Genomic DNA, 23,191 nt, shown 5'->3' with positions numbered 1-23,191 from the left:
CCCCACATGATTCGTGAACTCGCCAGAGGGGCGCTCGCCGGGGCCACAGCCACCACGGCCATGAGCGCGGTCATGCTCGCCGGCGACAAGGCCGGGTTGATGCGCGAAAACCCGCCCAAGCGCGTCGTCCGCTCCCTGCTGCCCGGCCATCCCCGCCGGCCCAAGCCCGGTGAGAAGCAGGTGGCGGTGCTGGCGCACTACGCGTTCGGCGCGGGCGCGGGGGCGTTGCTCGCGCTCGTGACCAGGGGCCGGGGGGCGCCCCTGCCGGTCGGGGTCGCGTACGGCCTGGCCATCTGGCTGGCCAGCTACGAGGGCTGGGTGCCCGCGCTGACCTCGATACCGCCCATCCATCGCGACCGGCCCGGCAGGCAGCTGGTGATGGGCCTCGCGCACGTCGTGTTCGGCTCGGTGCTGGCCGCGTCCATGCACCGCAGGGCGGCGGCGGGAACCCTCTAGGATCTGAGCGCGGAGCGCGGCTTCACCTCTTCAGGAGGTCTCCGCAGAAGAAGCCGATGGCGCGGTTGACCACGCTCGGCTTCTCCCAGGGCATGAAATGGCCGGCGCCCGGCACCCAGAACGGGCCGACGACCTGCGGGAAGGCGATCGCGCACCGTTCGGCGACGTGCTCGCCGACAGTCACCTGGTCGGGGCCGATGAGCACCAGCGTCGGCTGCCGGACCGGCCTGTCGGTCAACTCCGGGCCCGACATGGGGCGGGTGCCCATCACCACCTCGTAGTCGGCGAACGAGGCGCGCAGCCGGTCGGCGTCGGCGTACGGTTCAGTGAGCACGGCCAGGTCCGCGTCACTGAACGCGTTGGGCGGACACCACATCCGGTGCCCGAAGAACTCGGCGATGTAGCGTCGCCGCCGTTCGGGGGTGTCCAGCTCGGCGACGAGCTCGTCGGCGTGCAACCCCTGGCGGCGCTGGTAGTCGTAGATCGCCGGTTTCGGGACGCCCGCGGGGATTCCGGCCGCGGCGAAGGCGTCGGGAAGGTCGGGCATCGAGTCGTCGAGCACCACCAGGCGGTCGACCCTGTCCGGGTGGCGGTTGGCCAGGTCGATCGCCACCATCGCTCCCAGATCATGGCCCGCCACGACGGCGCGCTCCCAGCCGAAGGCGTCCAGCAGGCCGGCCAGGTCCGCGTTGAACGCCGCGAAGTCGTAGAAGCCGTCTGGGGCGAAATCCGAGTCGCCGTAGCCGCGAAGGTCCGGCGCGGCGACGTCGAACCCGGCCTCGGCCAGCGGCTCGATGTTGTGGGACCAGATCAGGCTCGTGCAGGGAAAACCGTGCAGGAGCAGCAGTGGCACACCGCCGTGGCCGCTGCGTCGGACCGCCAGCCTGTGGCCCTCGCTGACCGTGACGAGGGTGGGAGGAAGAGGCACAGGGCATGCTCGCACAGGCCACCGACAATTCATGGCGGTCGCCGGTGCCAAGGGGCGTGGCCCGGGTAGCGGGACGGCATGAAGGCACTCACCTGGCACGGCAAGCGAGACGTCCGGGTCGAGGACGTTCCCGACCCCGCCATCAAGGAACCCACGGACGCGATCATCAGGGTCACCTCCGCCGCGATCTGCGGCTCCGACCTGCACCTGTACGAGGTGCTCGGCCCGTTCATGGGCGAGGGCGACGTCCTCGGCCACGAGGCGATGGGCGTGGTGGAGGAGGTCGGCTCGGCGGTGGGCGACATCCGGCCCGGCGAGCGGGTGGTGGTCCCGTTCAACATCTCCTGCGGGCACTGCCACCTGTGCCGGCTGGAGCTGTACGCGCAGTGCGAGACCACGCAGGTACGCGAGTACGGCATGGGCGCCGCCCTGTTCGGCTACACCAAGCTGTACGGCGAGGTCCCCGGCGGTCAGGCGGAGTACCTGCGGGTCCCGCAGGCCCAGTTCGGCCCGATCGGCGTGCCGGAGGGTCCGCCCGACGAGAGGTTCCTGTTCCTGTCGGACGTGCTGCCGACCGCGTGGCAGGCCGTGGAGTGGGCCGACGTCCCCGACGGAGGCAGCCTCACGGTCTTCGGCCTCGGCCCCATCGGCCAGATGTGCACTCGCGTGGCCAAACATCGCGGCTACCGGGTGATCGGCGTCGACGGCGTCGACGAGCGCCTGGAGATGGCCAGGCGGCACGGTGTCGAGGTGCTGGACGCCCGCGACCGGGACGTTCCCGGCAAGGTGCGCGACCTGACCGGCGGCAGGGGCACCGACTCGGTCATCGACGCGGTCGGCATGGAGGCGCACGGCTCGCCCGTCGCCAAGCTCGGGCACGCCGTCACGGGCCTGCTGCCCGACGCTCTGGCCGCGCCGCTGATGCGCACCGCGGGCATGGACCGGCTGGCCGCGCTCAACGACTGCATCGACGCGGTACGGCGCGGCGGCACGGTCTCCATCTCGGGCGTCTACGGCGGGATGACCGACCCGCTTCCCATGTTGAGGATGTTCGACAAGGGGCTGACGATCCGCATGGGCCAGGCGCACGTGCGCCGCTGGATTCCGCGGCTGATGCCGTTGGTCATGGACGATTCCGACCCGCTCGGCGTCCTTGACCTGGCCACGCACAGGCTGCCGCTGGCGGAGGCGCCGCGCGGCTACGAGATCTTCCAGAAGAAGCTCGACGGGGCGATCAAGGTGCTGCTGACGCCCTGAGCGTTCGCGGGCCCCGGCCATGGCACCGGGGCCCACGGGTCTGCGGAGGAGCCCGCTAAGGCTTGGCGCCCACTCCTGTGGTGAACTCCTCCTTCAGGTGGCCGGGCGCCAGGGGCGGGGTGTCCATGCCCGCGCCGCCCGCCAGCCCGTCGAGCATCTCGCGCATCGCCTGCGCCGCGCCGTACTGGGGCTGCCAGCCCAGTTCGGTGCGCGCCCTGGTGGTGTCGAGGATGGGCAGGTTGAGCGCCATCTCGAGCAGTCCTGGCGAGGAGGGGATGAGGCGCGCGTGCCAGCCGGCCGCCACGGCGCTCCTGGCCAGCCACGGCGAGAGCGGCACGAGGCGGGCGCCGAACAGTTCGGCCAGTTCGGCGGGGCCGAGGACGGGTTCGGCGGCGAGGTTGAAGGCCCCCGACACGTCGGAGACGATGGCGAGGCGGTAGGCCTCGGCGGCGTCGGACGCGTGCAGGGCCTGCACCCGCAGACCGGGGATGTCGGGGATGAGCGGCACGCGGCGCATCATCTTGCCCGGCAGGAAGGGCCCGCCGAACAGCCGCCGCTGCTCGCTGGCCGCCTCCCTCTTGAAGATGAACGCGGGCCGCATCCTGACGACCCTGGTGTCCGGATGATCGCGTTCGAACACGTCGAGGACGCGCTCGACATAGGCCTTCTCCCTGCCGTAGGCGGCGCGCGGCCAGCCGTGGGTGGGCCACGACTCGTCGACGCGGCGATCCTTCGGTCCCGGCGAGTAGGCGCCGACGGAGGAGGCGTGGACCAGCACGGGCACCCTGGCCTGGGCGACGGAGCGGAAGACCGCCATGCTGCCGAGGACGTTGGCACGCCAGGTGATGGCGGGGTCGCGGGTCGGCTGGAACAGCCACGCCAGGTGCACGACGGCGCCGGCCCCCTCGAACACCGCCGTGAGGTCGTCGTCGGCCACGTCGGCGGCATGCCAGGTCGTCTTGGGCCCTGGGCTCCATCGGGGGCGGCGGCGCGCGACGCCGACGATGGAGGTGACGAGCGGCTCGGCCTCGAGTGCCTGCAGAACGCTGGTTCCGACGTTGCCCGTCGCGCCGACCACGATGACTTTCATAAATCGCGACTGCCCAGGTGAACCAGGATGAAACCGGCATTAGATTGGGTGTGTGATCACCGTCGACGACGTGCGCGGCCTGGCTTCGCGGCTGCCCCGCTCCTCCGAGCATCTGATCCGCGATCGGGTGAAGTTCCGGGTGGGCTCGATCGTCTATGTCGCCTTCTCCAGGGACGAGACGACCATGGGGTTCGGCTTCCCCAAGGAGGAGCGCGAGGCGCTGGTCGCCGCCGAGCCCGGCAAGTTCTTCATGCCGCGCGAGAGCGACCTGCGCTTCCACTGGGTGGAGGCGCGGATGGCCGCCATCGACGTGCCCGAGATGCGCGAGCTGGTGACCGAGGCGTGGCGGATGTGCGTGCCGAAGAAGGTCTACGCCGCCTACATGGAGACGCTGCGGTAGAGGTCGCGCGCCAGGGTGGTGGTGCGCTTGACCGAGTCGCTCCACCTGCCGCCCGCGGGATGGGCGGTGAGCAGCACGAAGATGAGCCGGTCGCCCTTGCCGACGAGGCCCGTGGTGTGCAGGACGGGCCTGCCGAGGTCGGGCACCTGCGGGACCCGCGCCTGTGACTGGGGGGTGACCAGCGGGCCGCCCGCTCCGGTGGGTGAGCACTTGACCGGCGGGACCGTGCCGAAGCCGGACCAGCCCTGCTTGACCGCCCACGGCTTGGGCAGGCCGCGCGGGATGCCGAAGTACTGGTCGAAGCCGTCGGTGCCGCACGGGGTGGCCTGGCGCAGGTGCCCGATGATCAGGTCGCGGACCCTGGTGTCGGCTCGGTCCAGGAGATAGCGGTAGGTCCTGGCCACGTCGTAGGCGCTCAGCGAGGTGTAGCCCCAGAAGCCTGGCTTGGCGGCGGGCGGCGGGCTGGTGTCGGCCAGGCCGAGCTTCCCCGCCATACGGGTGACGATCTTCCCCTTGCCGCCCCTGTCCCACAGGGCCGAGGCCGCGTCGTCGTCGCTGGAGCGCAGCATGACCTTCAGCGTGGCCAGGTCGCGGCCGGTCGGCTTGGCCGTCCGCTCGAGGAAGTCGATCGCGATCAGGATCTTGATCACCGACGCCGACCTGAAGGCCCTGTGCGCCAGCCGATGGGCGACGATCTTCCCCGCCACCCTGTCGAAGACCACGTATCCCGCCGTCGTGCCCGCGGGAACCTTCGGCGGCGCCGCGGCCAGCGCGGGAGTCCCGATCAGCAGGGGTACGGCGGCCGCCACGGCTGCCCAGGGCTTGGTTCGCATCCGCACATATCTATCAGACCTTGACGTACCAACACATCCGGCTATAAACAAAGGGGAAACCAAACGGAAACGGCGGTGAATCAACAACATGTACGCCGAGGAGCGCCAGCAGCAGATCCTGCGCATGGCCCGTGACGCCGGTCGCGTGGACGTGGTGACGCTCGCCGAGGAGTTCGACGTCACGACCGAGACCATCCGCCGTGATCTGACCGCCCTGGAGCGCGCGGGCGTGCTGCGGCGGGTGCACGGAGGGGCGATCCCCGTCGAACGCCTGGGCTTCGAGCCCGCGCTGGCCGCCCGCGACGAGGTGCTGACCGCCGAGAAGGAACGCATCGCCAAGGCGGCGCTCGCCGAGCTGCCGGAGGACGGATCGGTGATCATCGACGCCGGATCCACGACCGGGCGCCTGGTGCAGGTGCTGCCCGCCGACAGGGAGCTGACGGTGGTGGTCAACTCGCCCCCGCTGGCCTCGGTGCTGGCCGCAAGGGCGAACCTCAACGTCATCATGCTCGGCGGCAGGGTGCGCGGCCGGACGCTGGCCACCGTCGACGACTGGGCCCTGCGCCCCCTGGCCGACCTGCACGTGGACGTGGCGTTCATGGCGACCAACGGCTGCTCGGTGGCCAAGGGCCTGACCACCCCCGACCCCGCCGAGGCGGCGATCAAGCGGGCGATGATCGCCGCGGCGCAGCGCAGCGTGCTGCTGGCCGACCACACCAAGTTCACCAACACGTGCCTGGCCAGGTTCGCCACCCTGGCCGAGATCGACGTGCTGATCACCGACACGGGCCTGGACGCGGCGACCGCCGCCGACGTCTCGGCCGCGGGTCCCCAGGTGGTGCGGGCATGATCCTCACGCTGACGCTCAACCCGAGCCTCGACCGAACGATCGAGGTGAGCTCGCTCGACAGGGGCGCGGTGATCAGGGCGGCCGCGGCCAGGCTCGATCCGGGGGGCAAGGGTGTCAACGTCTCCAGGGCGCTGCTGGCCAACGACGTCGCCTCGTGCGCGGTCGTGCCGTACGGGGGTGACGAGGGACGCCGGCTGATCGACCTGCTGTCGGCCGAGGGCCTGGACATGGTGACCGTACCGGTGCGGGGGGCCACCCGCTCCAACGTGACGCTGGCCGAGCCCGACGGCACCATCACCAAGATCAACGAGCCGGGCACCGCTCTGTCTGCGGCCGAGCTCGACACGATCGCCGACGCGGTGCTGTCGGCGGCGCACTCGGCCGACTGGGTGGTCGCCTCCGGCAGCCTGCCGCCCGAGGTGCCGCCCGACGTCTACGCGCGCCTGTGCGAGCGCTTCTCCAGCGCGGGCATCCACGTCGCCGTCGACACCAGCGGTCCGGCGCTGCTGGCCGCGCTGGCCGCGGGGCCCGCGCTGGTCAAGCCGAACCGCGAGGAGCTGGCCGAGGCGACGGGTATGTCCATCACCCGTATGGGCGACGCCGTCGAGGCCGCGGAGAAGCTGCGCGCCGCGGGCGCGCGCACGGTGCTGGCCAGCCTCGGCGCCGACGGCGCGATCCTGGTCACCGACGGCGCCGTCCGCTACGGCGAGAGCAGCGTCGAGGAGCCGCGCAGCACCGTCGGCGCGGGCGACGCCATGCTGGCGGGCTTCCTGGCCGCGGGCGCGAGCGGCGAAAGCGCCCTGATCGAGGCCCTGGCCTGGGCGGCCGCGGCCGTCGGCCTGCCGGGCAGTCGCATGCCCCACCCCTGCGACATCCACCGAGACCGGGTGCTCATGCGCCCCTTCGACCCCTCCATGCCTCTGGGAGCCACCACCCCGTAAGGAGCCACCCCCATGGCTGACACCTACACTCCCCCGGTCTACGGGACCGGCGTCAAAGCGACCATCCAGCGCATCGGCGGCCACCTGGCCGGGATGATCATGCCTAACATCGGCGCGTTCATCGCGTGGGGTCTCATCACCGCCCTGTTCATCCCCACCGGCTGGCTGCCGAACGCGTCCTTGGCCGCCCTGGTCGGCCCGATCATCACCACCCTGCTGCCGGTCCTGATCGGCTACACGGGCGGCAGGATGGTCCACGGCCAGCGCGGCGCGGTCGTCGGCGCGGTGGCGACCATGGGCGTCGTCGTCGGGGCGACGATCCCGATGTTCCTCGGCGCGATGGTCATCGGACCGCTGGCCGCCTACGTGCTCAAACTGGTCGACAGGTTCACCGAGCAGCGCACCAAGGCCGGCTTCGAGATGCTGGTCGACAACTTCACCGCCGGCATCGTCGGCGGCGCGATGGCGCTGCTCGGCGTGTGGGGCATCGGGCCCATCGTCAAGGTGGTCACCGAGGCGGCGGGCAGCGGGGTGGGCTGGCTCATCGGCCACAGCCTGCTGCCACTGGCCTCGGTGCTGATCGAGCCGGCCAAGGTGCTGTTCCTCAACAACGCGATCAACCACGGCGTGCTCGGCCCGCTGGGCGTCGCGGAGGCGGTGCAGCAGGGCAAGTCGATCCTGTTCATGCTGGAGTCCAACCCGGGCCCTGGGCTCGGCCTGCTGCTGGCCTACCTGTTCTTCGGGCCGAGGGCACTACGGCCGAGCACGCCCGCCGCCATGATCATCCACTTCTTCGGCGGCATCCACGAGATCTACTTCCCCTACGTCCTGATGAAGCCGCGCCTGATCATCGCGGTCATCGCGGGCGGCGCGGCCGGCGTCTTCACCTTCATGATCACCGGCGCGGGCCTGGTGGCCACCCCGTCGCCCGGCAGCATCTTCGCCTACCTCGCCGTCACGCCCAAGGGCGGCTGGTTCGGCGTGGCCGCGGGCATCCTGTTGGCCACCGCCGCCAGCTTCGCCGTCGCCTCCCTCCTGCTCGGCTTCGGACGCGGCGAGAAGGAACCCGACGAGGCAGCGCAGGACGAGACCGCATCGGAATACACGACCCAGCCCGCCGCCCAGGAGGCGTCATGACCAGCATCGACAGCAAGGACATCCACAAGATCGTGATCGCCTGCGACGCGGGCATGGGCAGCAGCGTCATGCTGGCCACCACCGTGCGCAAGCAGCTCAAGGACACCGGCGTCACGGTCGAGCACACTCCGGTCAACTCCATCCCCGCCGACGCCGACGTCGTGCTGTGCCACGCGGGCCTTGCCGCCCGCGCGCGGGCGGCGGCCGCGCCCGGCGCGGTGCTCGTGCCGTTCCAGATCTTCCTCGGCGATCCGGCCGTCACCCGGCTCATCGCCACGATCAAGAAGGGCGGGACGGTCGGTGCGTGACGTCCTGGAACGGCGGGCGGTGCTCCTGCACGAGCACGCCGACAGCCGCGAGGAGGCGATCAGGCGCTGCGGCCTGCTCCTGGTGGAGACGGGGGCGGTGGCCGAGCCGTACGTCGAGGCCATGCTGGAGCGCGAGCGCTCCATCTCGACCTACGTGGGCGAGGGGGTGGCCATCCCGCACGGCGTCAGCAGGGAGGCCATCCTGCGTGATGCCATCTGCGTGGTGCGCTTCCCCGACGGCGTCGACTGGGACGGCGAGCGCGTCACGCTCTGCGTCGGCATCGCCGCCAGGGGCGACGGCCACGTCGCGCTGCTGGCCGAGCTCGCCGAGATCCTGCTCGATCCCGAACGCGCGCGCACTCTGCGCGAGGCGAGCGAGGTCGAGACCGTCATGAAGGAGTTGTCGTGAAAGTCGCCCGATTCCACGCGCCAGGGGACCTGCGGGTCGAGGAGGCGCCCGAGCCGACCGCGGGCCCCGGCGAGCTGAAGATCAGAGTGCGCAACTGCTCGACCTGCGGCACCGACACCAAGATCTTCCACCACGGCCACCACCACATCAGGCCGCCGCGCGTCATGGGTCACGAGATCGCGGGAGAGGTGGTCGGCACGGGCGAGCGCGTGCAGGTGATCGCCGCCATCCCCTGCGGTTCGTGCGAGGAGTGCCGCAGGGGCAGGATGACCGTCTGCCCCAACCAGGAGTCGATGGGCTACCACTACGACGGCGGCTTCGCCGAGTACATGATCGTCCCGGCCAAGGTCATGGCCGTCGACGGCGTCAACCGCATCCCCGACGGCGTCTCCTTCGCCGAGGCGTCGGTGGCCGAGCCTCTGGCCTGCGTGCTCAACGGCCAGGAGCTGGCCAGGGTCGGCGAGGGCGACGACGTGGTCGTCATGGGCGCGGGCCCGATCGGCTGCCTCCACGTACGGCTGGCCCGCGCCAGGGGCGCCGCCAGGGTGTTCCTCGTCGACGTCAACCCCGCCCGCCTGGCGCTGGCCGCGGCCATGGTCCAGCCGGACGCCGCGATCGACGCCGACCCCGTCGAGCAGGTGCTGAAGCTGACCGGGGGACGCGGAGCGGACGTGGTGATCACCGCCGCGGCGTCGGGCACCGCGCAGGAGCAGGCGCTGCGGATGGCGGCCAGGCAGGGCCGCGTCAGCTTCTTCGGCGGGCTGCCAAAGGACGACCCGATCATCGCGTGCGACTCCAACCTCGTGCACTACAGGGAGCTGACGATCGTCGGCGCGAACGGGTCGAGCCCCGCCCACAACGCGCGGGCGCTCGGGCTGATCGCGGAGGAGGCGGTGCCGGTCGCCGACCTGATCACCCACCGGCTCGGCCTTTCGCAGGTGCTGGAGGCGATCGACCTGGTGAGCAAGGGCGTCGCCATCAAGGTCACGATCGAGCCGTGAAGGAGGAGTGATGGCAGAGCGCACCGTGGTGGTCGCCTCGCGCACGGGCCTGCACGCCCGTCCCGCCAAGATCTTCGTGCAGGAGGCGGTCAGGCTGGGCCTGCCCGTGCGGATCGCGGTCGGCTCGGGCAAGTCCGTACCGGCGACCAGCATGCTGGGGGTGCTGTCGCTCGGCGCGGTGCACGGCGTCGAGGTGACGCTCTCGGCCGAAGGTCCTGAGGGGCAGGCGGCCGTCGACACGCTGGCCGAGCTGCTCGCTCGCGACCTGGACGCCGAGGAGCCGGCTGATGGCTGAGCCTCCCGAGCGGTTGAAGGGACTCGGCGTCAGCCCTGGCCGCTCGGCGGGACCCGTCGTCCGGATGGCCGAGCCGCCGGCGCTCCCGCCCCTGCCCGCCGCCGACGGTCGGAGCCGGGACGGCGCGGCCGAGGAGCAGGCCGTGCGCACGGCGCTGCGGACCGTGGCGGCCGAGCTGGCCAGTCGGGCGGAGCGGGCGCGCGAGGGGCAGGCGCGCGACATCCTCGAGGCCCAGGCGATGATGGCCGACGACCCGATGCTGCTGGAGGCGGCGCAGGAGCACGTCGGGGCGGGCCTGCCCGCCGTCCACGCCCTGGACAGGGCCTTCGCCCGCCACCGCGAGGCCCTCGTCGCGGCGGGCGGCTACTTCGCCGAACGCGCCGCCGACCTCGACGACCTGCGCAACCGCGCCACGGCCGCCGCCATGGGCCGGCCCATGCCCGGCGTTCCCGACCCTGGCCACCCGTTCGTGCTGGTGGCCGAGGACCTCTCGCCCGCCGACACCGCCACGCTCGTACCCGACGTGCTGGCGCTGGTCACCGCCAAGGGCGGCCCGACCGGCCACACCGCGATCCTGGCGAGAGGCAGGGGCCTGCCCGCCGTCGTCGCCTGCGCGGGCGCGCTCGACCTGCCGCAGGGGGCGATCGTCGCCGTCGACGGCGGAACGGGTGAGCTCGTCACCGGGCTCGACGAGCAGGAGGCGGCCGCGATCAGGGCGCGCGAGGCCGGCAGGCGCGCCGCGCTGAGCGCTAGCAGCGGTCCTGGCAGGACGGCCGACGGGCATCCGGTCAAGCTGCTGCTCAACATCGGCTCGGCCGCCGACCTGGCCGAGGGCGCCGAGGGGGTGGGACTGTTCCGCACCGAGTTCCTCTTCCTCGACCGCAGGAGCGCCCCATCCTTCGACGAGCAGGTCGCCGCCTACGCCGCGGTGCTGGCCGCCTGCCCCGACGCCGTCATCAGGACCCTCGACGCCGGGACCGACAAGCCCCTGCCCTTCCTCGATCTGCCGCCCGAGCCCAACCCGGCGCTGGGCGTGCGGGGCCTGCGCGTGGACCGCGTACGGCCCGCCGTCCTCGACACGCAGTTGGCGGCCGTCGCCGAGGCGGCGCTGCGGACCGGCGCGAGCCCGCGGGTGATGGCGCCCATGGTGGCCACCCGGCAGGAGGCCGCCGCGTTCGCCGACAGGGCCAGGCGCAAGGGCATCGCGCACGTCGGCGTGATGGTCGAGGTCCCGTCGGCCGCGCTGCAGGCCGCCGAGCTGCTGGAGGAGGTGGATTTCCTCAGCATCGGCACCAACGACCTCAGCCAGTACACCTTCGCCGCCGACCGTCAGCATCCCGGCCTGGCCGACCTGCTCGACCCCTCGCAGCCGGCGCTGCTGCGGCTGATCGGCATGTGCGCGGACGCGGGCCGTACGGCGGGCAAGCCCGTCGGGGTGTGCGGAGAGGCGGCGGGCGACCCTAGGCTGGCGCCGGTGCTGGCCGGGCTGGGCGTGACGAGCCTGTCGATGGCGGCGATCAGCGTGCCCGCCGTACGGCAGGCGCTGGCCGAGCACACGATGGCCGAGTGCAGGCGGCTGGCGGACGCCAGGACTTTGCCGTGAGGCGCTAGGAGGGGCGGCGGCGCAAGCGCGGGTCGGTCAGGGCGGGCGGCTGCCAGCCCCTGTCGCCCGCGTTGAGCGTGACGCCGGGCGGGACGATCTCGTCGATCCTGTCGAGCAGGTCATCGGTCAGCTTCACGTCGGCGGCGGCGAGCTGGCTCTCCAGGTGGTCCATCGTCCTCGGCCCGATGATGGCCGAGGTCACCGCCGGATGCCGCAGGGTGAACGCCAGCGCCAGCTGGATCAGCGTCAGCCCCGCCTCCTCGGCGAGGACCGCCAGCGACTCGACCACCTCCAGCTTGCGCCGGTTGCCGGGCAGCGAAAGGTCGTAGCGCTCGGGCAGCCGCTCTGCCCTGCGCGAGCGCGGTGGCTCGGCGCCCTCACGGTAGGCGCCGGTCAGCCACCCTCCAGCCAGCGGGCTCCACACGATGGCGCCCATGCCGTAGCGCTGGACGACGGGCAGCACGTCGGCCTCGATGCCGCGCACCAGCAGCGAGTACGGCGGCTGCTCGCACACGAACCGCTCCAGCCCGCGCCGCTCGGCCGCCCAGTGGGCCTCGACCAGGTGGTAGGCGGGGAACGTCGAGCTGCCCAGGTAGCGGATCTTGCCCTGCCGTACCAGGTCGGTCAGCGCGCCGAGGGTCTCCTCGATGTCGGTGTCGGGGTCGGGCCGGTGGATCTGGTACAGGTCGATCCAGTCGGTGCCCAGCCTGCGCAGGCTGTTCTCGACGGCCTGGAAGATCCAGCGCCTGGAGTTGCCCCGCTGGTTGGGGCCCTCGCCCATCGCGCCGTGCACCTTCGTGGCCAGCACGATCTCCTCGCGCCTGCCCGACTTGGCCAGGGCGTGGCCGACGAACTCCTCCGACTGGCCACCGGAGTAGACGTCGGCGGTGTCGATGAAGTTGATCCCGGCGTCGAGCGCCCGTCCGATGATCCTGGTGGACTCCTCCACGGACGGCTCGCCCCACGCGCCGAACATCATGGCGCCGAGGCACAGCGGGCTGACCTTGAGACCGGTTCTTCCGAGGCCGCGGTGTTCAGTCACTCTTCCAAGAGTGCCCGAACGGCTGCGGCGATGGGCGCCTCGCCCCCCACCAGCTCCAGCGTCATGCCGGCCGTACGCGGCTCGTCGAGCAGCGCCACGACGACCGCGGCCACGTCGTCGCGCGGCACGGCGCCTCTGGGCACCGGCGGCTGCGCGAGCAACACCCTTCCTGTCGCCGGCGCGTCGGTCAGGCCCCCGGGCCGCAAAATCGTCCAGTCGAGGTCGCGCCCGCGCAGGTCGTCCTCCGCGGCGGTCTTAGCCGCGATGTAGGCCGCCCACACCTCGTCGGTGCCCTCCTCCGGCGGCGCGCCCGCGCCTATCGAGGAGATCTGCACGAACCTGCGCACGCCGGTCCGCTCGGCCGCTTCGGCCATCAGCACGGAGGCGCCCTTGTCGACGGTGTCCTTGCGGGCCGCCCCGCTGCCGGGACCCGCGCCCGCGGCGAACACGACCGCGTCGGCGCCCTCGAGCAGCTTCGCGACCTCCTCGACGCCCGCGCTCTCCAGGTCGCAGACGACGGCCTCCCCGCCCGCCGCCTCCACGCCGGCCCGATGATCGGGATTGCGGATCAGCCCGGCGGCCCGGTCGCCCCGCTCGGCCAGCCTCCGCTCCAGCAGGCGCGCGATCTTCCCATGTCCACCCGCGATCACAACACGCATGCCACCAGCGTTTCACACGGGTGAGCCATGCGTTCCGCACGGTCACCAGGTGACAGCGCGCACCTGCCGCCTGCGCGGCGCCGCCGGGAGTGTGAAGCCATGCCAAGGACCTCCACTCTCCTGTTCGCCAGGCACCACGGCGAGATGCCGCTCGCGATGATCATCGGCATGCTGCTCCTGGCCTCCGTCTGGGCCGCGGCCACCACTGGCCGCCCGTCGCCGAGATGGGCGCGGCGCGCCGTCGTGCCCCGCGGCTACGCCGAGTGGTGCGCCGTAGTTGACGCAGTCATCGGCCTCACCGTCATCTTCCTCGTGTGAGGTGCTCACAATGGACAGATGGACTACACCGAACCACCGGGCCCCGCCTTCCTGTTCGACCTCGACGGCACCCTGATCGACAGCGTCTACCAGCACGTCATCGCCTGGCGTGGCGCCCTGTCGCGGATGGGCATCGACCTCTCGGTGTGGCGGATCCACCGCAGGATCGGCATGAGCGGCGGCCTGTTCGTCACCGCCCTGCTGAGGGAGACCGGGCTCACGCTCACCCAGAACCAGATCGACGACCTCCAACAGGCTCACGCCGCCGCCTACACCGAGCAGATCGACACGGTCAGGCCGCTGCCCGGCGCGGTCGAGCTGCTGCGCGAGCTGACCGTCCGCCAGGTTCCGTGGGCGATCGCCACCAGCGGATACGCCAAGACCGCCCGCCTGGCCCTGTCCATGCTCAAGCTGCCCGAAGACACCCCGATGGTCACCCGCGACCTGGTACGGCGCGCCAAACCCGACCCCGACCTCTTCCTTGCCGGAGCCGCCCTGCTCGGCGTCGACCCCCGCCACGCCATGGTCGTCGGCGACAGCGTCTGGGACCTGCTGGCCGCCAGAAGGGCGGGCTCGCTGGGCGTCGGCCTGCTGTCCGGCGGGTACGGCAGGGACGAGCTCGAACGCTCGGGCGCCTTCCGCGTCTACGCCGACCCGGCCGACATGCTCAGCCGGCTGGACGAGCTGGGCGTGCGACTGGGGGAATAAGCACCCACCGCCAAACCGATCATGTGAAGGATGCGTATCTCCGCAAGAGGAGCTGACATGGATCTGGCAGACATCGGCGTCACCGGACTTGCCACGATGGGCCGCAACCTGGCCCGCAACTTCGCCCGCCACGGTTACGCCGTCGCGGTGCACAACCGCTCTCACAGCCGTACGGAGGCGCTGGTCAAGGAGTTCGGCGGCGAGGGCACGTTCCTGCCCTCCGAAGAGATGGCGGCCTTCGTCGCCTCACTCAAACGGCCGCGCAGGGCGATCATCATGGTCAAGGCCGGGGCGGGCACCGACGCCGTCATCGACGAGCTGGCCGCGCTGATGGAGCCGGGCGACATGATCGTCGACGGCGGCAACGCCCATTTCGACGACACCAGGCGCAGGGAGGCGGCACTGCGCGAGCGCGGCATCCACTTCGTCGGCACCGGCATCTCCGGCGGCGAGGAGGGCGCGCTACTCGGCCCGAGCATCATGCCGGGCGGCTCGCGCGAGTCCTACGAGGCGCTCGGCCCCATGCTGGAGGACATCTCCGCCAAGGTCGACGGCGTCCCCTGCGCGACCTACGTGGGCCCCGACGGCGCGGGCCACTTCGTGAAGATGGTGCACAACGGCATCGAGTACTCCGACATGCAGCTCATCGCGGAGTCCTACGACCTGCTGCGCCAGGCGCTCGGCGCCTCCCCCGCCGAGATCGCCCAGATATTCCGCGAGTGGAACGAGGGCGACCTCGAGTCCTACCTCATCGAGATCACCGCCCAGGTGCTCGACCATGTCGACGCCGAGACCGGACGTCCGTTCGTGGACGTCGTGGTCGACAGCGCCGAGCAGAAGGGCACGGGCCGCTGGACCGTCCAGAGCGCGCTCGAGCTCGGCGTCCCCGTCACCGGCATCGCCGAGGCGGTCTTCGCCCGCGCCCTGTCGGGCCACCCCGAGCAGCGCGCGGCCGCCCGCGGCCTGCAGGGGCCCTCGCTGTCGGGCGTCGCGGGCAAGGAGCTGATCGAGGACGTACGGCAGGCGCTCTACGCCTCCAAGATCGTCGCCTACGCGCAGGGCTTCGACCAGATCGCGGCGGCGTCGAAGGAGTACGGCTGGGACGTCGACCTCGGCGCGATGGCCACGATCTGGCGCGGCGGCTGCATCATCAGGGCTCGCTTCCTCGACCGGATCAGGGCCGCCTACGACGCCGACCCCGCCCTGCCCACCCTGCTGGCCGACGAGGGGTTCGCGGGCGCGCTGGCCGCCGCCCAGGACGCGTGGCGGCGGGTGGTGTCCACGGCGGTGAAGATCGGCGTGCCGACTCCCGGGTTCTCCTCCGCGCTGGCCTACTACGACGGGCTGCGCAGGGACCGGCTGCCCGCGGCGCTCGTGCAGGGGCTGCGCGACTACTTCGGCGCCCACACCTACCACCGGGTCGACAAGGAGGGCGCCTTCCACACCGACTGGTCGGGCGACAGGGCCGAGCACTCCGCGTGACCGGCCCCACCCCGCTGACCAGGCAGGCGGCCGGCCTTCGCCGCCGGGTCGGGTGATCGGCGTTCGCCTCGCTCGACCCGGCCGACCGCCTTTACATTGTAGATTTTTGGCCCCGCAGCGCCCGCGCTGCGGGGCCTGCGTCGTTTTCCCCGTTTTTACGTGACGTCCTGTAGGAGTGGAGGGGTACGAGCCCGATGTGACGGCGCGCGCCGAAGTCCTGCTGGAGTGGCGTGCATGGACAGAGGGTCACCGGTGACTACGGTGGGCTTCCTGGTGCTTGCCGTAGGGAGGCGGGCGCGTGAACGTCGGGTGACGACGGTCACCCGAGGGCGGGGCGGCGACGGAAGATGGGTGGGTGACATGGCCGGAGTCGGACGTGGTGGGGCCGTGCGTGAGCGATCCCGTGACGGTCTTCAGCACGGTGAGCAGGCGCGCCGACGGGGAGTTGGCGCACGAGGGCAACAGGGTGCCGGACCTCGCGGTGCTGGACGCCGACCGGCTGGTGGTGGGCTGGCGGGCCGGGGTGGCCGATCCCCTGGATCCCACGCCCAACGACCAGGGCTCGATCGGCTACGCCCGCTCGGCCGACGGCGGGCGCACCTGGGTCACGGGGACGCTGGCCGGCGCGACGGCCACACACCGCTACCACTACGTGATCTTCCTCAACGATTCTGGTGTGCTTTACGCCCTTCTGGGACGCATCACGATCGCCGAGGACCGCGACCAGGCGGGGAACGTGGACGGCTTCCCTGTCCGCATGGTCGCCAAGCGCAGTGCGGACGCGGGTGCCACCTGGCACGACTTTCCCATCACGGTCGACGTGCCGCCCAACAGCAGGGGTGTGGTGGTCGCGGGGAAACCTATCAAGCACGACGGAGTGTGGCTGCTGCCGTACTGGCGGCAGACGAGCGGCGGGACCCGGGCGGGAGTGCTTCGCTCGACGGACCTGCGGACCTGGAGCCCAGGCGGGTCGGCGCAGCCGCCGCCGGGCATCGGGGTGGAGGAGCCGCAGGTGGCACCCTCTCAGGAGGGCGGCCTGGTGATGGTGGCCAGGGCGCTCGACCTGCGGGGCGGCACGTCCCCGGAGGACAGGGACGCGAGGTACCGCGCCCATGCGGCCTACGCGGCGGTGTCAACGAGCGCGGACGGGGGGCTCACCTGGGCGCCGATGACCTTGGACCCCCAGATCCCGAATTATTACGTTAAAGGCTTCTTTGCCAGGGATGGCGAGGGCCGATACCTCACGATCTACAACACGCACGCGGGGCCGTTCCGCGGGGACAAGCCCGAGCAGTACCGGGAGGTGCTGCACTACAAGGTCAAGCCGCCGGGGCTGCCCTGGGGTCCAGGACGGCTGTTCGCCGACGGGACCAGGCTGACCAGCGGCGCGGCCCGCGGATGGGACGTCTACGCCAGCGCCGAGGAGTACGAGCCCGGCAGGTTCTTCGTCGTCTGGGAGCACAACCAGATCGGGATCAGGCTGGCCAGGCTCGACCTGACCCGTGCCTTCACCGGCGTACGGCTGGCGGGCCCCGGATCGGTGCCGCAGGCGCCCGCCGCCGGGTTCGTGGCCACGGTCGAAGGCGAGGACTTCCACCTCTCCGTGGGCGGCCGGATGGACCTCGCCGTGGGGCCGGGTGGCGTCCTCGTCGACGGGCGGCAGGTCCTCGGGCCCGGAGGCGGCCGGTGGCGCGTCGTCACCGACCGGCGCGGCCGCGCGGCGCTGTGGCGCGACGACGCCGACACGGGCGTGCGCTGGACGCTCCCCCAGCCCTCGGGACCTTCGGCGACCACCCTGTCGGGGCAGGCCGCGGCCGCGGTCACCGACAACCTGGGTGCCCTGTCGTGGGCGGACTGGAAGCTCTCGACCAGCACGATCACCGGCGGCGGGCTCAGGCTGCGCGGCTCGGCGAGCGTTCCGCTGGAGATTACCGAGTCGTGCGACTTCACCGTGGAACTGCGGGGCAGGGTGGTCACCGCCGCCACCCTCGACCCCGCCACGGGACGCGGCGTGAGCCTCGGCACGAAGGTCGCCAACGGCGCGCGCAGGCTCATGATGACCGTGCAGCGAGACGAGGTCTGGGCGATGACCAAGGGCTCGACCACCTGGCGCCGCGTGCACAGGGGCCGCGCGGGGCTCTGGCGGGTCGAGGTCGACAGCGCGGGCGTGGCCCGGCTGTTCGCCGACGGCGCCGACACCGGGGCGAACTGGGTCGTTCAGGACAACCGCGAGCGCCCGCACGTCTCCCACTGGGTCAGCGGCGGCGCCGAGGCCTTCGTCGAGTGGACGCTGGTCACCGCGACGCTCGGGTAGCAGGGTTCGCGACGGCGGTCACCACGCAGTAGCCGATCGGCCCCAGCGTGTCGTGCATGACGCACTGACCCAGTGCGATGCCGTCGGCGCTCAGGTGTCCCGACGCCTCCAGGCCGAGCTCTTCGCTTCTCGGCAGGCGGGCGAGCGTGAGGGTGAAGTCGGCGTTGATGAAGTGCAGGCCCGCCGAGCCGACGTTGCCGAGCGGGCTGGCGAAGTCGGCGGCCAGCGCGGCGTGCGTGAACGGCGTGGCCTGCTCGCCCTCCACCAGCGGGAACGCCTCCCTGACCCACGCCCTGTGCGGCCCCGGATCGACGCCCCACGCGGTGAGCTGCCACAGGTGGAACGGCAGGCGCAGCCCGCCGTCCAGCGGAGGGCCGTCGGGGACGGGCGCGTCCCACGCCTTGGTGTGGGTCGTCTCGCCCGGAGGCTGCTCGCCCTCGCGCAGGAGCACCGCGCTGGCCCTCGCGACCGGGCCCTGCTCGGTGGAGAGTGTGGCGTCGGCGACCCTGATCCTGCGGCCGTCCCTGACCCTCGACGTCTCCACCGTGATCGGCAGCAACGAGGTGTTGCGGAACAGATCGACGGTCAGCCGCGCGAAGCGCAACCCCTCGTCGCCGTGTTCGGCCTCCAGCGCCCTGGCGGCGAGACCGCCGAGCAGCCGTCCGTGCAGCATGTCGGTCGCCCATGGGCTGTGTGCGTGCGGGGCGGGGACGAACTCGCCCTTGGTGAGGGCGAAGAACGCCCCGTTGTTATCCACAGAATCGGATTCTAAAACGCCGGCGCGCGCGCCGGTGACGACAATCTAGATATGCGATTCGGCGTGCTCGGCTCCACGGAGGTGGCCGGCTTCCCCCTGCGGGGTGCCAGGCTCAGTGGCCTGCTCGTGCTCCTGGCGTTGGAGGCCGGGCGGGTCGTCCCGGTCGAGCGGCTGATCAACGACATCTACGGGCCCTCGGGCACGGTCAACGCGCTGCAGTCGCAGGTGTCGCGGTTGCGCGGCCTGGTCGGGGTGCCGCTGGAGCTGGGGCCCGCGGGCTACCGGCTGGTGGTGGATCCGCTGGAGGTCGACGCGCACCTGTTCGCCAGGCTGGTCGCCGACGCGCGGCGGACTCCCGCCGCCGGTGAACGCTCGCGGCTGCTGCGTGAGGCGCTCGGCCTGTGGCGCGGTCAGGCGCTGGCCGACGTGCGGGGGTTGCCGTTCGCCGAGGGAGAGGCCGCCAGGCTGGAGGAGCTGCGGCTCGGGGCGCTGGAGGACAGGGTGGAGGCCGATCTGCTCGACGGGTCGGCGCCCGCGGGCGAGCTGGTGGCCGAGCTGGGCGGGCTGGTCAGGCGCCACCCGCTGCGGGAGCGGCTGCGCGGTCAGCACATGCGGGCCCTCGCGGCGGCGGGTCGCAGGGCCGAGGCGCTGGAGGCGTTCGAGGAGGCGCGCAGGACGCTGGCCGAGGAGCTGGGCGCCGATCCCTCCCCCGAGCTGGCCGAGCTTCACGTGCGTCTGCTCTCGCCCACCTCGTCTCACGGCACGGCGCGTTCCGGCGCCTCGCCTCCCGTCACCCTCGCTCCGACCACCCCGGTCGCTGGTGCCGTTCCCCCGGATGCCCGCCTCGCCGGCGTGGGCGGGGGTGCGTCCGCGTCGGGTGCGGCGGCGTCGGGCGCGTCGGCCGAGTCCGCCGGCGCGGGGGCCGTGTTGCGGCCCCGGGGGCCGAGGCAGCAGCCCACCAGCTTCGTCGGCCGCGAGAAGGAGGTGCGCCTGGTCCGTGAGCTGCTCGAGCAAGGCCGCCTGCTGACGCTCGCGGGCCCCGGAGGGGCGGGCAAGACCAGGCTCGCGGTCGAGGCGGCGGCCGGCCTCGGCGAGGTGTGTTTCGTCGAGCTGGCCCCGCTGGGCCCCGGCTCCGACGTCGCCCTCGCCGTGCTCACCGCGCTCGGCCTGCCGCAGGCCCACACCGAGCCGCCGGGCCCGCTGACCCTCCCAGGGGCCAAGCCGCCCGCCGACGTGCTGATGGCGGCGCTCGACGGCCATTCGGTCACGCTGGTCCTCGACAACTGCGAGCATCTCGTCGAGGCCGCCGCCCTGCTGGCCGACCGGATCCTCGCCGAGCGCCCGCGGGTGCGCATACTGGCCACCTCCCGCGAGCCGTTCAACATCCCGGGCGAGCAGGTCCTGCCGGTCACGCCCCTCCCCCGGCCGCCGCACGACCTGTCACCGGCCGAGGCGCGCGAGCAGCCGGCGGTGCGGCTGCTGGCCGACAGGGCGGGCGCGGTACGCCACGGCTTCGCCGTCACCGAGGCCAACCTCGACGCCGTGTCGCGCATCTGCCGCGCCCTCGACGGGCTGCCTCTCGCGATCGAGCTGGCGGCGGCCCGGCTGCGCGCGCTCACCCCCGAGGAGGTGGCCGCGCGCCTCGACGACAGGTTCGGGCTGCTGACCGGCGGCAGCCGTACCGCGCTGCCCCGGCATCGCACGCTGCGCGCCGTGGTCGCGTGGAGCTGGGACCTGCTCGACCCCGCGGAGCGCGAGCTGGCCGCCAGCCTGTCGGTGTTCGCCTCAGGCGCCACCGCGCACGCGGCCGAGCGCGTCTGCGGTGGCGACCTCGACCTGCTGGCCGCGCTGGTCGACAAGTCGATCCTGCAGGCCGACGGCGGGCGCTTCAGGATGCTGGAGACCGTCCGCGCGTTCTGCGCCGAACGGCTGGCCGAGTCGGGCGAGCAGGAGCGGGTACGGCTGGCGCACGCCGAGTGCTTCGCCGCGATGGCCGCCGCGGCCGAGCCGCAACTGAGGGGGCCCGACCAGCTGCGCTGCCTGGCCGAACTGGTGGCCGAGCACGACAACCTGCGCACGGCACTGCGCTTCGCGATCGACACCGGCAGGATCGAGCTGGCGTTGCGGCTGGTGGCCGACCTGTGGATGTACTGGTGGCTGCGCGGGATCAGGCACGAGGGCGCCGCGGTGTCGGTGGAGGTGCTCGACCTGGTGGGGCCCGAGCCGCCCCCGAGCATGGTCGAGGAGTACATCGTGTGCTCGCTGCAGCTGGCCGCGGGCGGCGGGCCGGTGCATCGTGAGCTGCGCGACCTGCTGGCCAACGCCGAACGCCTGGCCGAGGGGCTGTCCGAGCGACCGCGCAACCCGCTGGTGGCCATGGTCAGGCCGTACGCGTCGATCGCCGATGGCGACTACACCAGGCTGCTGCCCGCGCTGCTGGCGGGCACCACCGACTCCGACCCGTGGACCAGGGCCTTCGCCAGGCTTCTCGTCGGCTACCTGCGCCTCGGGGCGGGCGAGGTCGAGGCGGGCGAGCGCGAGCTGCGCATGGCGCTCGACACCTTCCGCGTGGCGGGCGACAGGTGGGGAGTGGGCCAGGCGATGCTGCAGCTGTCCGAACTGTCGGGCTGGCGCGGCGACCACGCGGCGGCGATCGCGACGGCCGAGGAGGCGCTGGAGGTGATCGCACCCTTCGGCGCGGCCGAGGACACCGCGCTGGTGCTCTCGCGCAGGGGTGCGGAGCTGGCCCGCGCGGGCGACCTGGAGGCGGCGCGGGCAGAGCTGGAGCGGGCCGCCGCGCTGGTCGGCCGCCTGCCGGTCTCGGAGGCGGCTTGCATCGCCACCTACGGTCTCGCTGAGCTGGCCCGGCTGGCAGGTGACTGCGCGCAGGCCGCCGCCCTCTACGCGAGGGCGCTCGAAGACTGCTCGGCGCACTGGCTGGGCGCCAACGAGACGCGCGGGCGCATCCTCATCGGGATCGGGCGCCTGGAAAGGTCGGGCCCCATCGTGCGGGAGGCCCACGACCTGCTGGTCAAGATGATCGACCTGCCGGGAGCCTCGGGGGCGGTGGAGGCGATGGCCGAGCTGACACTGCGCGAAGGGGCGGCGGCGCGGGCGGCGTTCCTGCTGGGGGCGGCGGAGTCGCTGCGCGGCGTCTCGCTGCGCGACGGGCCAGACGTGGCACGAACGGCCGGGGATGCGCGAAGGGAGCTGGGTGACGCGGCGTTCGACCGCTCCTACCGGAGAGGCCGCGAGACACCTCGCGACCAGATCGCCGACCTGCTTCCCTACTGATCGTCCGGCGCGAGATCATCGAGACTGCGCAGACCGCTGGTGAGGACTGCGCGGCCGAGCGGGGAGAACGCGACGAAACCGACGCCGATCGTGCTCGTGATGCCGCAGCGCCTCGATGCCGACATCGACCACCTCCGCGGCCCGGCCGATCGTGAACCCTTCTGGCGGCTCGTGCACCTCGCGTTCGGGAGCCTGGCTCGTGCGCGCGACGCCGTCGGCGCTCAGGTGTAAACGACGCCTGGAAGGGGGGCGGCCGGGGTCAGGACCGCCGCGGGGCACGGCGGGCCTTGCGCTGGGCGAGCTCGTCGTCGTCCACCAGGGTGAGCATCGGCTTGCCGGGTTCGCACAGCATCGTGACGGCGAAACGGAGCGGGATGTCGTCGCGGTTGTTGCCGTCCTGGTAGTGGATGACGTCGCCACCCGGCTCCCAGAACGCCTCTCCGGCGCGCACGACCCGCTCCGGCTCGCCTTCCACCTCCAGCAGCATCTCGCCTTCGAGCACGTAGCCGAAGGCGGGGCCGGAATGCCGGTGTGGCGGCGTCCCGGGGTCGCCGGGCGGGAACGCGACGACCACGGTCATCACGTGAGCTCCCGCCGGGATGAACGGCGGTTCCGCCTCCTGCAGCACGGTGAGCGCCGTCTGCCACGCGGTCGATCTGGGCTTCTGCTCGGTGGTTCTCGGATCGGTGCCCGGCATGGGATCTACCTCCGTGACGAAATGGTCGGTGGAGCCGGGCCGCTGCCCGGCGTTGGACGCGCCACATCCCGGCCGCGGTCCGGCCGGGCCAGAGGCTGTACCTGATCTCGCCGAGAGTCGCGTCATCGCCCGGCATCAGAGTCCGCTCACCCGGCTCGGTCCCGAAGGAGCGCGTGCGGTCCCTGACCACGGGCGATCCCACCGAGGTCCTGCCTGTGACAACTCCGGCGAAACCTCTGCGAGTTGCGGATCCCCAGCCCCGAGGTGTCACAAACCGAACCGTTGTCGTTTGTGGTCGCGATCGCGGCCGTCACCGCGCGGCATCGCCGACGGTCCGACCCTGGCCCGGCCGGTTCCAACGGCGGAGGAGACAGCTCTCCCTCGTCACCGGCCCGGCAGAGCGAACCAGGCG

General features: G+C 72.3%; 24 protein-coding genes. 17 read left to right on the top strand and 7 right to left on the bottom strand.

The genetic code is table 11. The annotated features are described in order from the left end of the window. Positions 1-6: 6 nt before the first annotated feature. Positions 7-456, top strand: a complete 450-nt coding sequence (locus AB0B45_RS35525; protein WP_358139716.1) for a hypothetical protein — start codon at positions 7-9, stop codon at positions 454-456. 22 nt (positions 457-478) lie between these two features. Here AB0B45_RS35525 and AB0B45_RS35520 read toward each other — a convergent pair whose 3' ends face one another. Then, a complete protein-coding gene (locus AB0B45_RS35520; RefSeq protein ID WP_358139713.1) occupies positions 479-1,384 on the bottom strand; it encodes an alpha/beta hydrolase in 906 nt (301 codons plus the stop codon). Between the two features lie 78 nt (positions 1,385-1,462). On the opposite strand from AB0B45_RS35520, the gene AB0B45_RS35515 reads away from it, so the two are divergent. After that, a complete protein-coding gene (locus AB0B45_RS35515) occupies positions 1,463-2,641 on the top strand; it encodes a zinc-dependent alcohol dehydrogenase (RefSeq protein WP_358139710.1) in 1,179 nt (392 codons plus the stop codon). Positions 2,642-2,696: 55 nt separating this feature from the next. Here the strand turns inward: AB0B45_RS35515 and AB0B45_RS35510 are convergent, their stop codons facing one another. Further along, on the bottom strand, positions 2,697-3,731 hold the full coding sequence (locus AB0B45_RS35510) for an NAD-dependent epimerase/dehydratase family protein (RefSeq protein ID WP_358139707.1): 1,035 nt from the start codon (positions 3,729-3,731) through the stop codon (positions 2,697-2,699). A gap of 52 nt (positions 3,732-3,783) precedes the next feature. Here AB0B45_RS35510 and AB0B45_RS35505 point away from each other — a divergent pair, with 52 nt between their 5' ends. After that, a complete protein-coding gene (locus tag AB0B45_RS35505; protein WP_358139705.1) occupies positions 3,784-4,131 on the top strand; it encodes an MmcQ/YjbR family DNA-binding protein in 348 nt (115 codons plus the stop codon). Here AB0B45_RS35505 and AB0B45_RS35500 read toward each other — a convergent pair. Then, on the bottom strand, positions 4,110-4,964 hold the full coding sequence (locus AB0B45_RS35500; protein ID WP_358139702.1) for a hypothetical protein: 855 nt from the start codon (positions 4,962-4,964) through the stop codon (positions 4,110-4,112). The two genes, AB0B45_RS35505 and AB0B45_RS35500, sit on opposite strands and share 22 nt — an antisense overlap. Positions 4,965-5,052: 88 nt before the next feature. Here AB0B45_RS35500 and AB0B45_RS35495 point away from each other — a divergent pair, with 88 nt between their 5' ends. Genes AB0B45_RS35495 through ptsP form a run of 8 tightly spaced genes read left to right on the top strand, consistent with a single transcriptional unit; the run spans position 5,053 to position 11,508 of the window. After that, a complete protein-coding gene (locus AB0B45_RS35495; RefSeq protein WP_358139699.1) occupies positions 5,053-5,814 on the top strand; it encodes a DeoR/GlpR family DNA-binding transcription regulator in 762 nt (253 codons plus the stop codon). Further along, on the top strand, positions 5,811-6,755 hold the full coding sequence (gene pfkB / locus AB0B45_RS35490; RefSeq protein WP_358139696.1) for a 1-phosphofructokinase: 945 nt from the start codon (positions 5,811-5,813) through the stop codon (positions 6,753-6,755). The genes AB0B45_RS35495 and pfkB overlap by 4 nt, the downstream gene beginning before the upstream one ends. Positions 6,756-6,767: 12 nt before the next feature. Further along, entirely contained in the window at positions 6,768-7,892 is a 1,125-nt protein-coding gene (locus AB0B45_RS35485) for a PTS mannitol transporter subunit IICB (protein ID WP_358139693.1), read from the top strand. Beyond that, positions 7,889-8,200, top strand: coding sequence for a PTS lactose transporter subunit IIB (locus AB0B45_RS35480; RefSeq protein ID WP_358139690.1), 312 nt, complete (start codon positions 7,889-7,891; stop codon positions 8,198-8,200). The genes AB0B45_RS35485 and AB0B45_RS35480 overlap by 4 nt, the downstream gene beginning before the upstream one ends. Continuing rightward, positions 8,193-8,609, top strand: a complete 417-nt coding sequence (locus AB0B45_RS35475) for a PTS sugar transporter subunit IIA (RefSeq protein WP_358139687.1) — start codon at positions 8,193-8,195, stop codon at positions 8,607-8,609. The genes AB0B45_RS35480 and AB0B45_RS35475 overlap by 8 nt, the downstream gene beginning before the upstream one ends. Next, positions 8,606-9,610 (top strand): zinc-dependent dehydrogenase, encoded by a 1,005-nt coding sequence (locus tag AB0B45_RS35470; RefSeq protein ID WP_358139684.1) that lies wholly within the window; start codon positions 8,606-8,608, stop codon positions 9,608-9,610. Before AB0B45_RS35475 ends, AB0B45_RS35470 begins: the two co-directional genes overlap by 4 nt. 10 nt (positions 9,611-9,620) lie before the next feature. Then, positions 9,621-9,905, top strand: a complete 285-nt coding sequence (locus AB0B45_RS35465; RefSeq protein ID WP_358139681.1) for an HPr family phosphocarrier protein — start codon at positions 9,621-9,623, stop codon at positions 9,903-9,905. Beyond that, a complete protein-coding gene (gene ptsP, locus AB0B45_RS35460) occupies positions 9,898-11,508 on the top strand; it encodes a phosphoenolpyruvate--protein phosphotransferase (protein ID WP_358139678.1) in 1,611 nt (536 codons plus the stop codon). Before AB0B45_RS35465 ends, ptsP begins: the two co-directional genes overlap by 8 nt. A gap of 4 nt (positions 11,509-11,512) precedes the next feature. Here ptsP and AB0B45_RS35455 read toward each other — a convergent pair whose 3' ends face one another. Beyond that, on the bottom strand, positions 11,513-12,550 hold the full coding sequence (locus AB0B45_RS35455; protein ID WP_358139675.1) for an aldo/keto reductase: 1,038 nt from the start codon (positions 12,548-12,550) through the stop codon (positions 11,513-11,515). Further along, complete coding sequence (locus AB0B45_RS35450; RefSeq protein WP_358139672.1) at positions 12,547-13,209, bottom strand: NAD(P)H-binding protein; 663 nt, start codon at positions 13,207-13,209, stop codon at positions 12,547-12,549. The genes AB0B45_RS35455 and AB0B45_RS35450 overlap by 4 nt, the downstream gene beginning before the upstream one ends. A 99-nt stretch (positions 13,210-13,308) precedes the next feature. Here AB0B45_RS35450 and AB0B45_RS35445 point away from each other — a divergent pair, with 99 nt between their 5' ends. The 4 genes from AB0B45_RS35445 (at position 13,309) to AB0B45_RS35430 (ending at position 18,031) form a co-directional block, all read left to right on the top strand. Beyond that, on the top strand, positions 13,309-13,527 hold the full coding sequence (locus AB0B45_RS35445; RefSeq protein ID WP_358139669.1) for a hypothetical protein: 219 nt from the start codon (positions 13,309-13,311) through the stop codon (positions 13,525-13,527). Positions 13,528-13,545: 18 nt separating this feature from the next. After that, the gene (locus tag AB0B45_RS35440; protein ID WP_358139666.1) at positions 13,546-14,235 is read left to right on the top strand and encodes an HAD family hydrolase; all 690 of its coding nucleotides are present in this window, start codon (positions 13,546-13,548) and stop codon (positions 14,233-14,235) included. A 57-nt stretch (positions 14,236-14,292) separates the two neighbouring features. Continuing rightward, complete coding sequence (gndA, locus tag AB0B45_RS35435; RefSeq protein ID WP_358139663.1) at positions 14,293-15,717, top strand: NADP-dependent phosphogluconate dehydrogenase; 1,425 nt, start codon at positions 14,293-14,295, stop codon at positions 15,715-15,717. A gap of 391 nt (positions 15,718-16,108) precedes the next feature. Continuing rightward, entirely contained in the window at positions 16,109-18,031 is a 1,923-nt protein-coding gene (locus AB0B45_RS35430) for a sialidase family protein (RefSeq protein ID WP_358139660.1), read from the top strand. Here the strand turns inward: AB0B45_RS35430 and AB0B45_RS35425 are convergent. Beyond that, positions 18,012-18,788 carry a thioesterase family protein gene (locus AB0B45_RS35425; RefSeq protein ID WP_358139657.1) on the bottom strand — a complete coding sequence of 259 codons (777 nt, stop codon included), beginning with the start codon at positions 18,786-18,788 and terminating at the stop codon, positions 18,012-18,014. The two genes, AB0B45_RS35430 and AB0B45_RS35425, sit on opposite strands and share 20 nt — an antisense overlap. 51 nt (positions 18,789-18,839) lie before the next feature. Here AB0B45_RS35425 and AB0B45_RS35420 point away from each other — a divergent pair, with 51 nt between their 5' ends. Next, the gene (locus AB0B45_RS35420) at positions 18,840-22,082 is read left to right on the top strand and encodes a BTAD domain-containing putative transcriptional regulator (RefSeq protein WP_358139655.1); all 3,243 of its coding nucleotides are present in this window, start codon (positions 18,840-18,842) and stop codon (positions 22,080-22,082) included. A gap of 99 nt (positions 22,083-22,181) precedes the next feature. Continuing rightward, positions 22,182-22,313, top strand: coding sequence for a hypothetical protein (locus tag AB0B45_RS35415; protein WP_358139652.1), 132 nt, complete (start codon positions 22,182-22,184; stop codon positions 22,311-22,313). A 28-nt stretch (positions 22,314-22,341) separates the two neighbouring features. Here the strand turns inward: AB0B45_RS35415 and AB0B45_RS35410 are convergent, their stop codons facing one another. Beyond that, positions 22,342-22,779, bottom strand: a complete 438-nt coding sequence (locus tag AB0B45_RS35410; protein WP_358139650.1) for a cupin domain-containing protein — start codon at positions 22,777-22,779, stop codon at positions 22,342-22,344. Positions 22,780-23,191 lie beyond the last annotated feature (412 nt).

Origin of the sequence: Nonomuraea sp. NPDC049152 (assembly GCF_040648355.1) — a bacterium.
Lineage (GTDB): Bacteria > Actinomycetota > Actinomycetes > Streptosporangiales > Streptosporangiaceae > Nonomuraea.
This window is presented reverse-complemented; position numbering and strand designations above follow the sequence as displayed.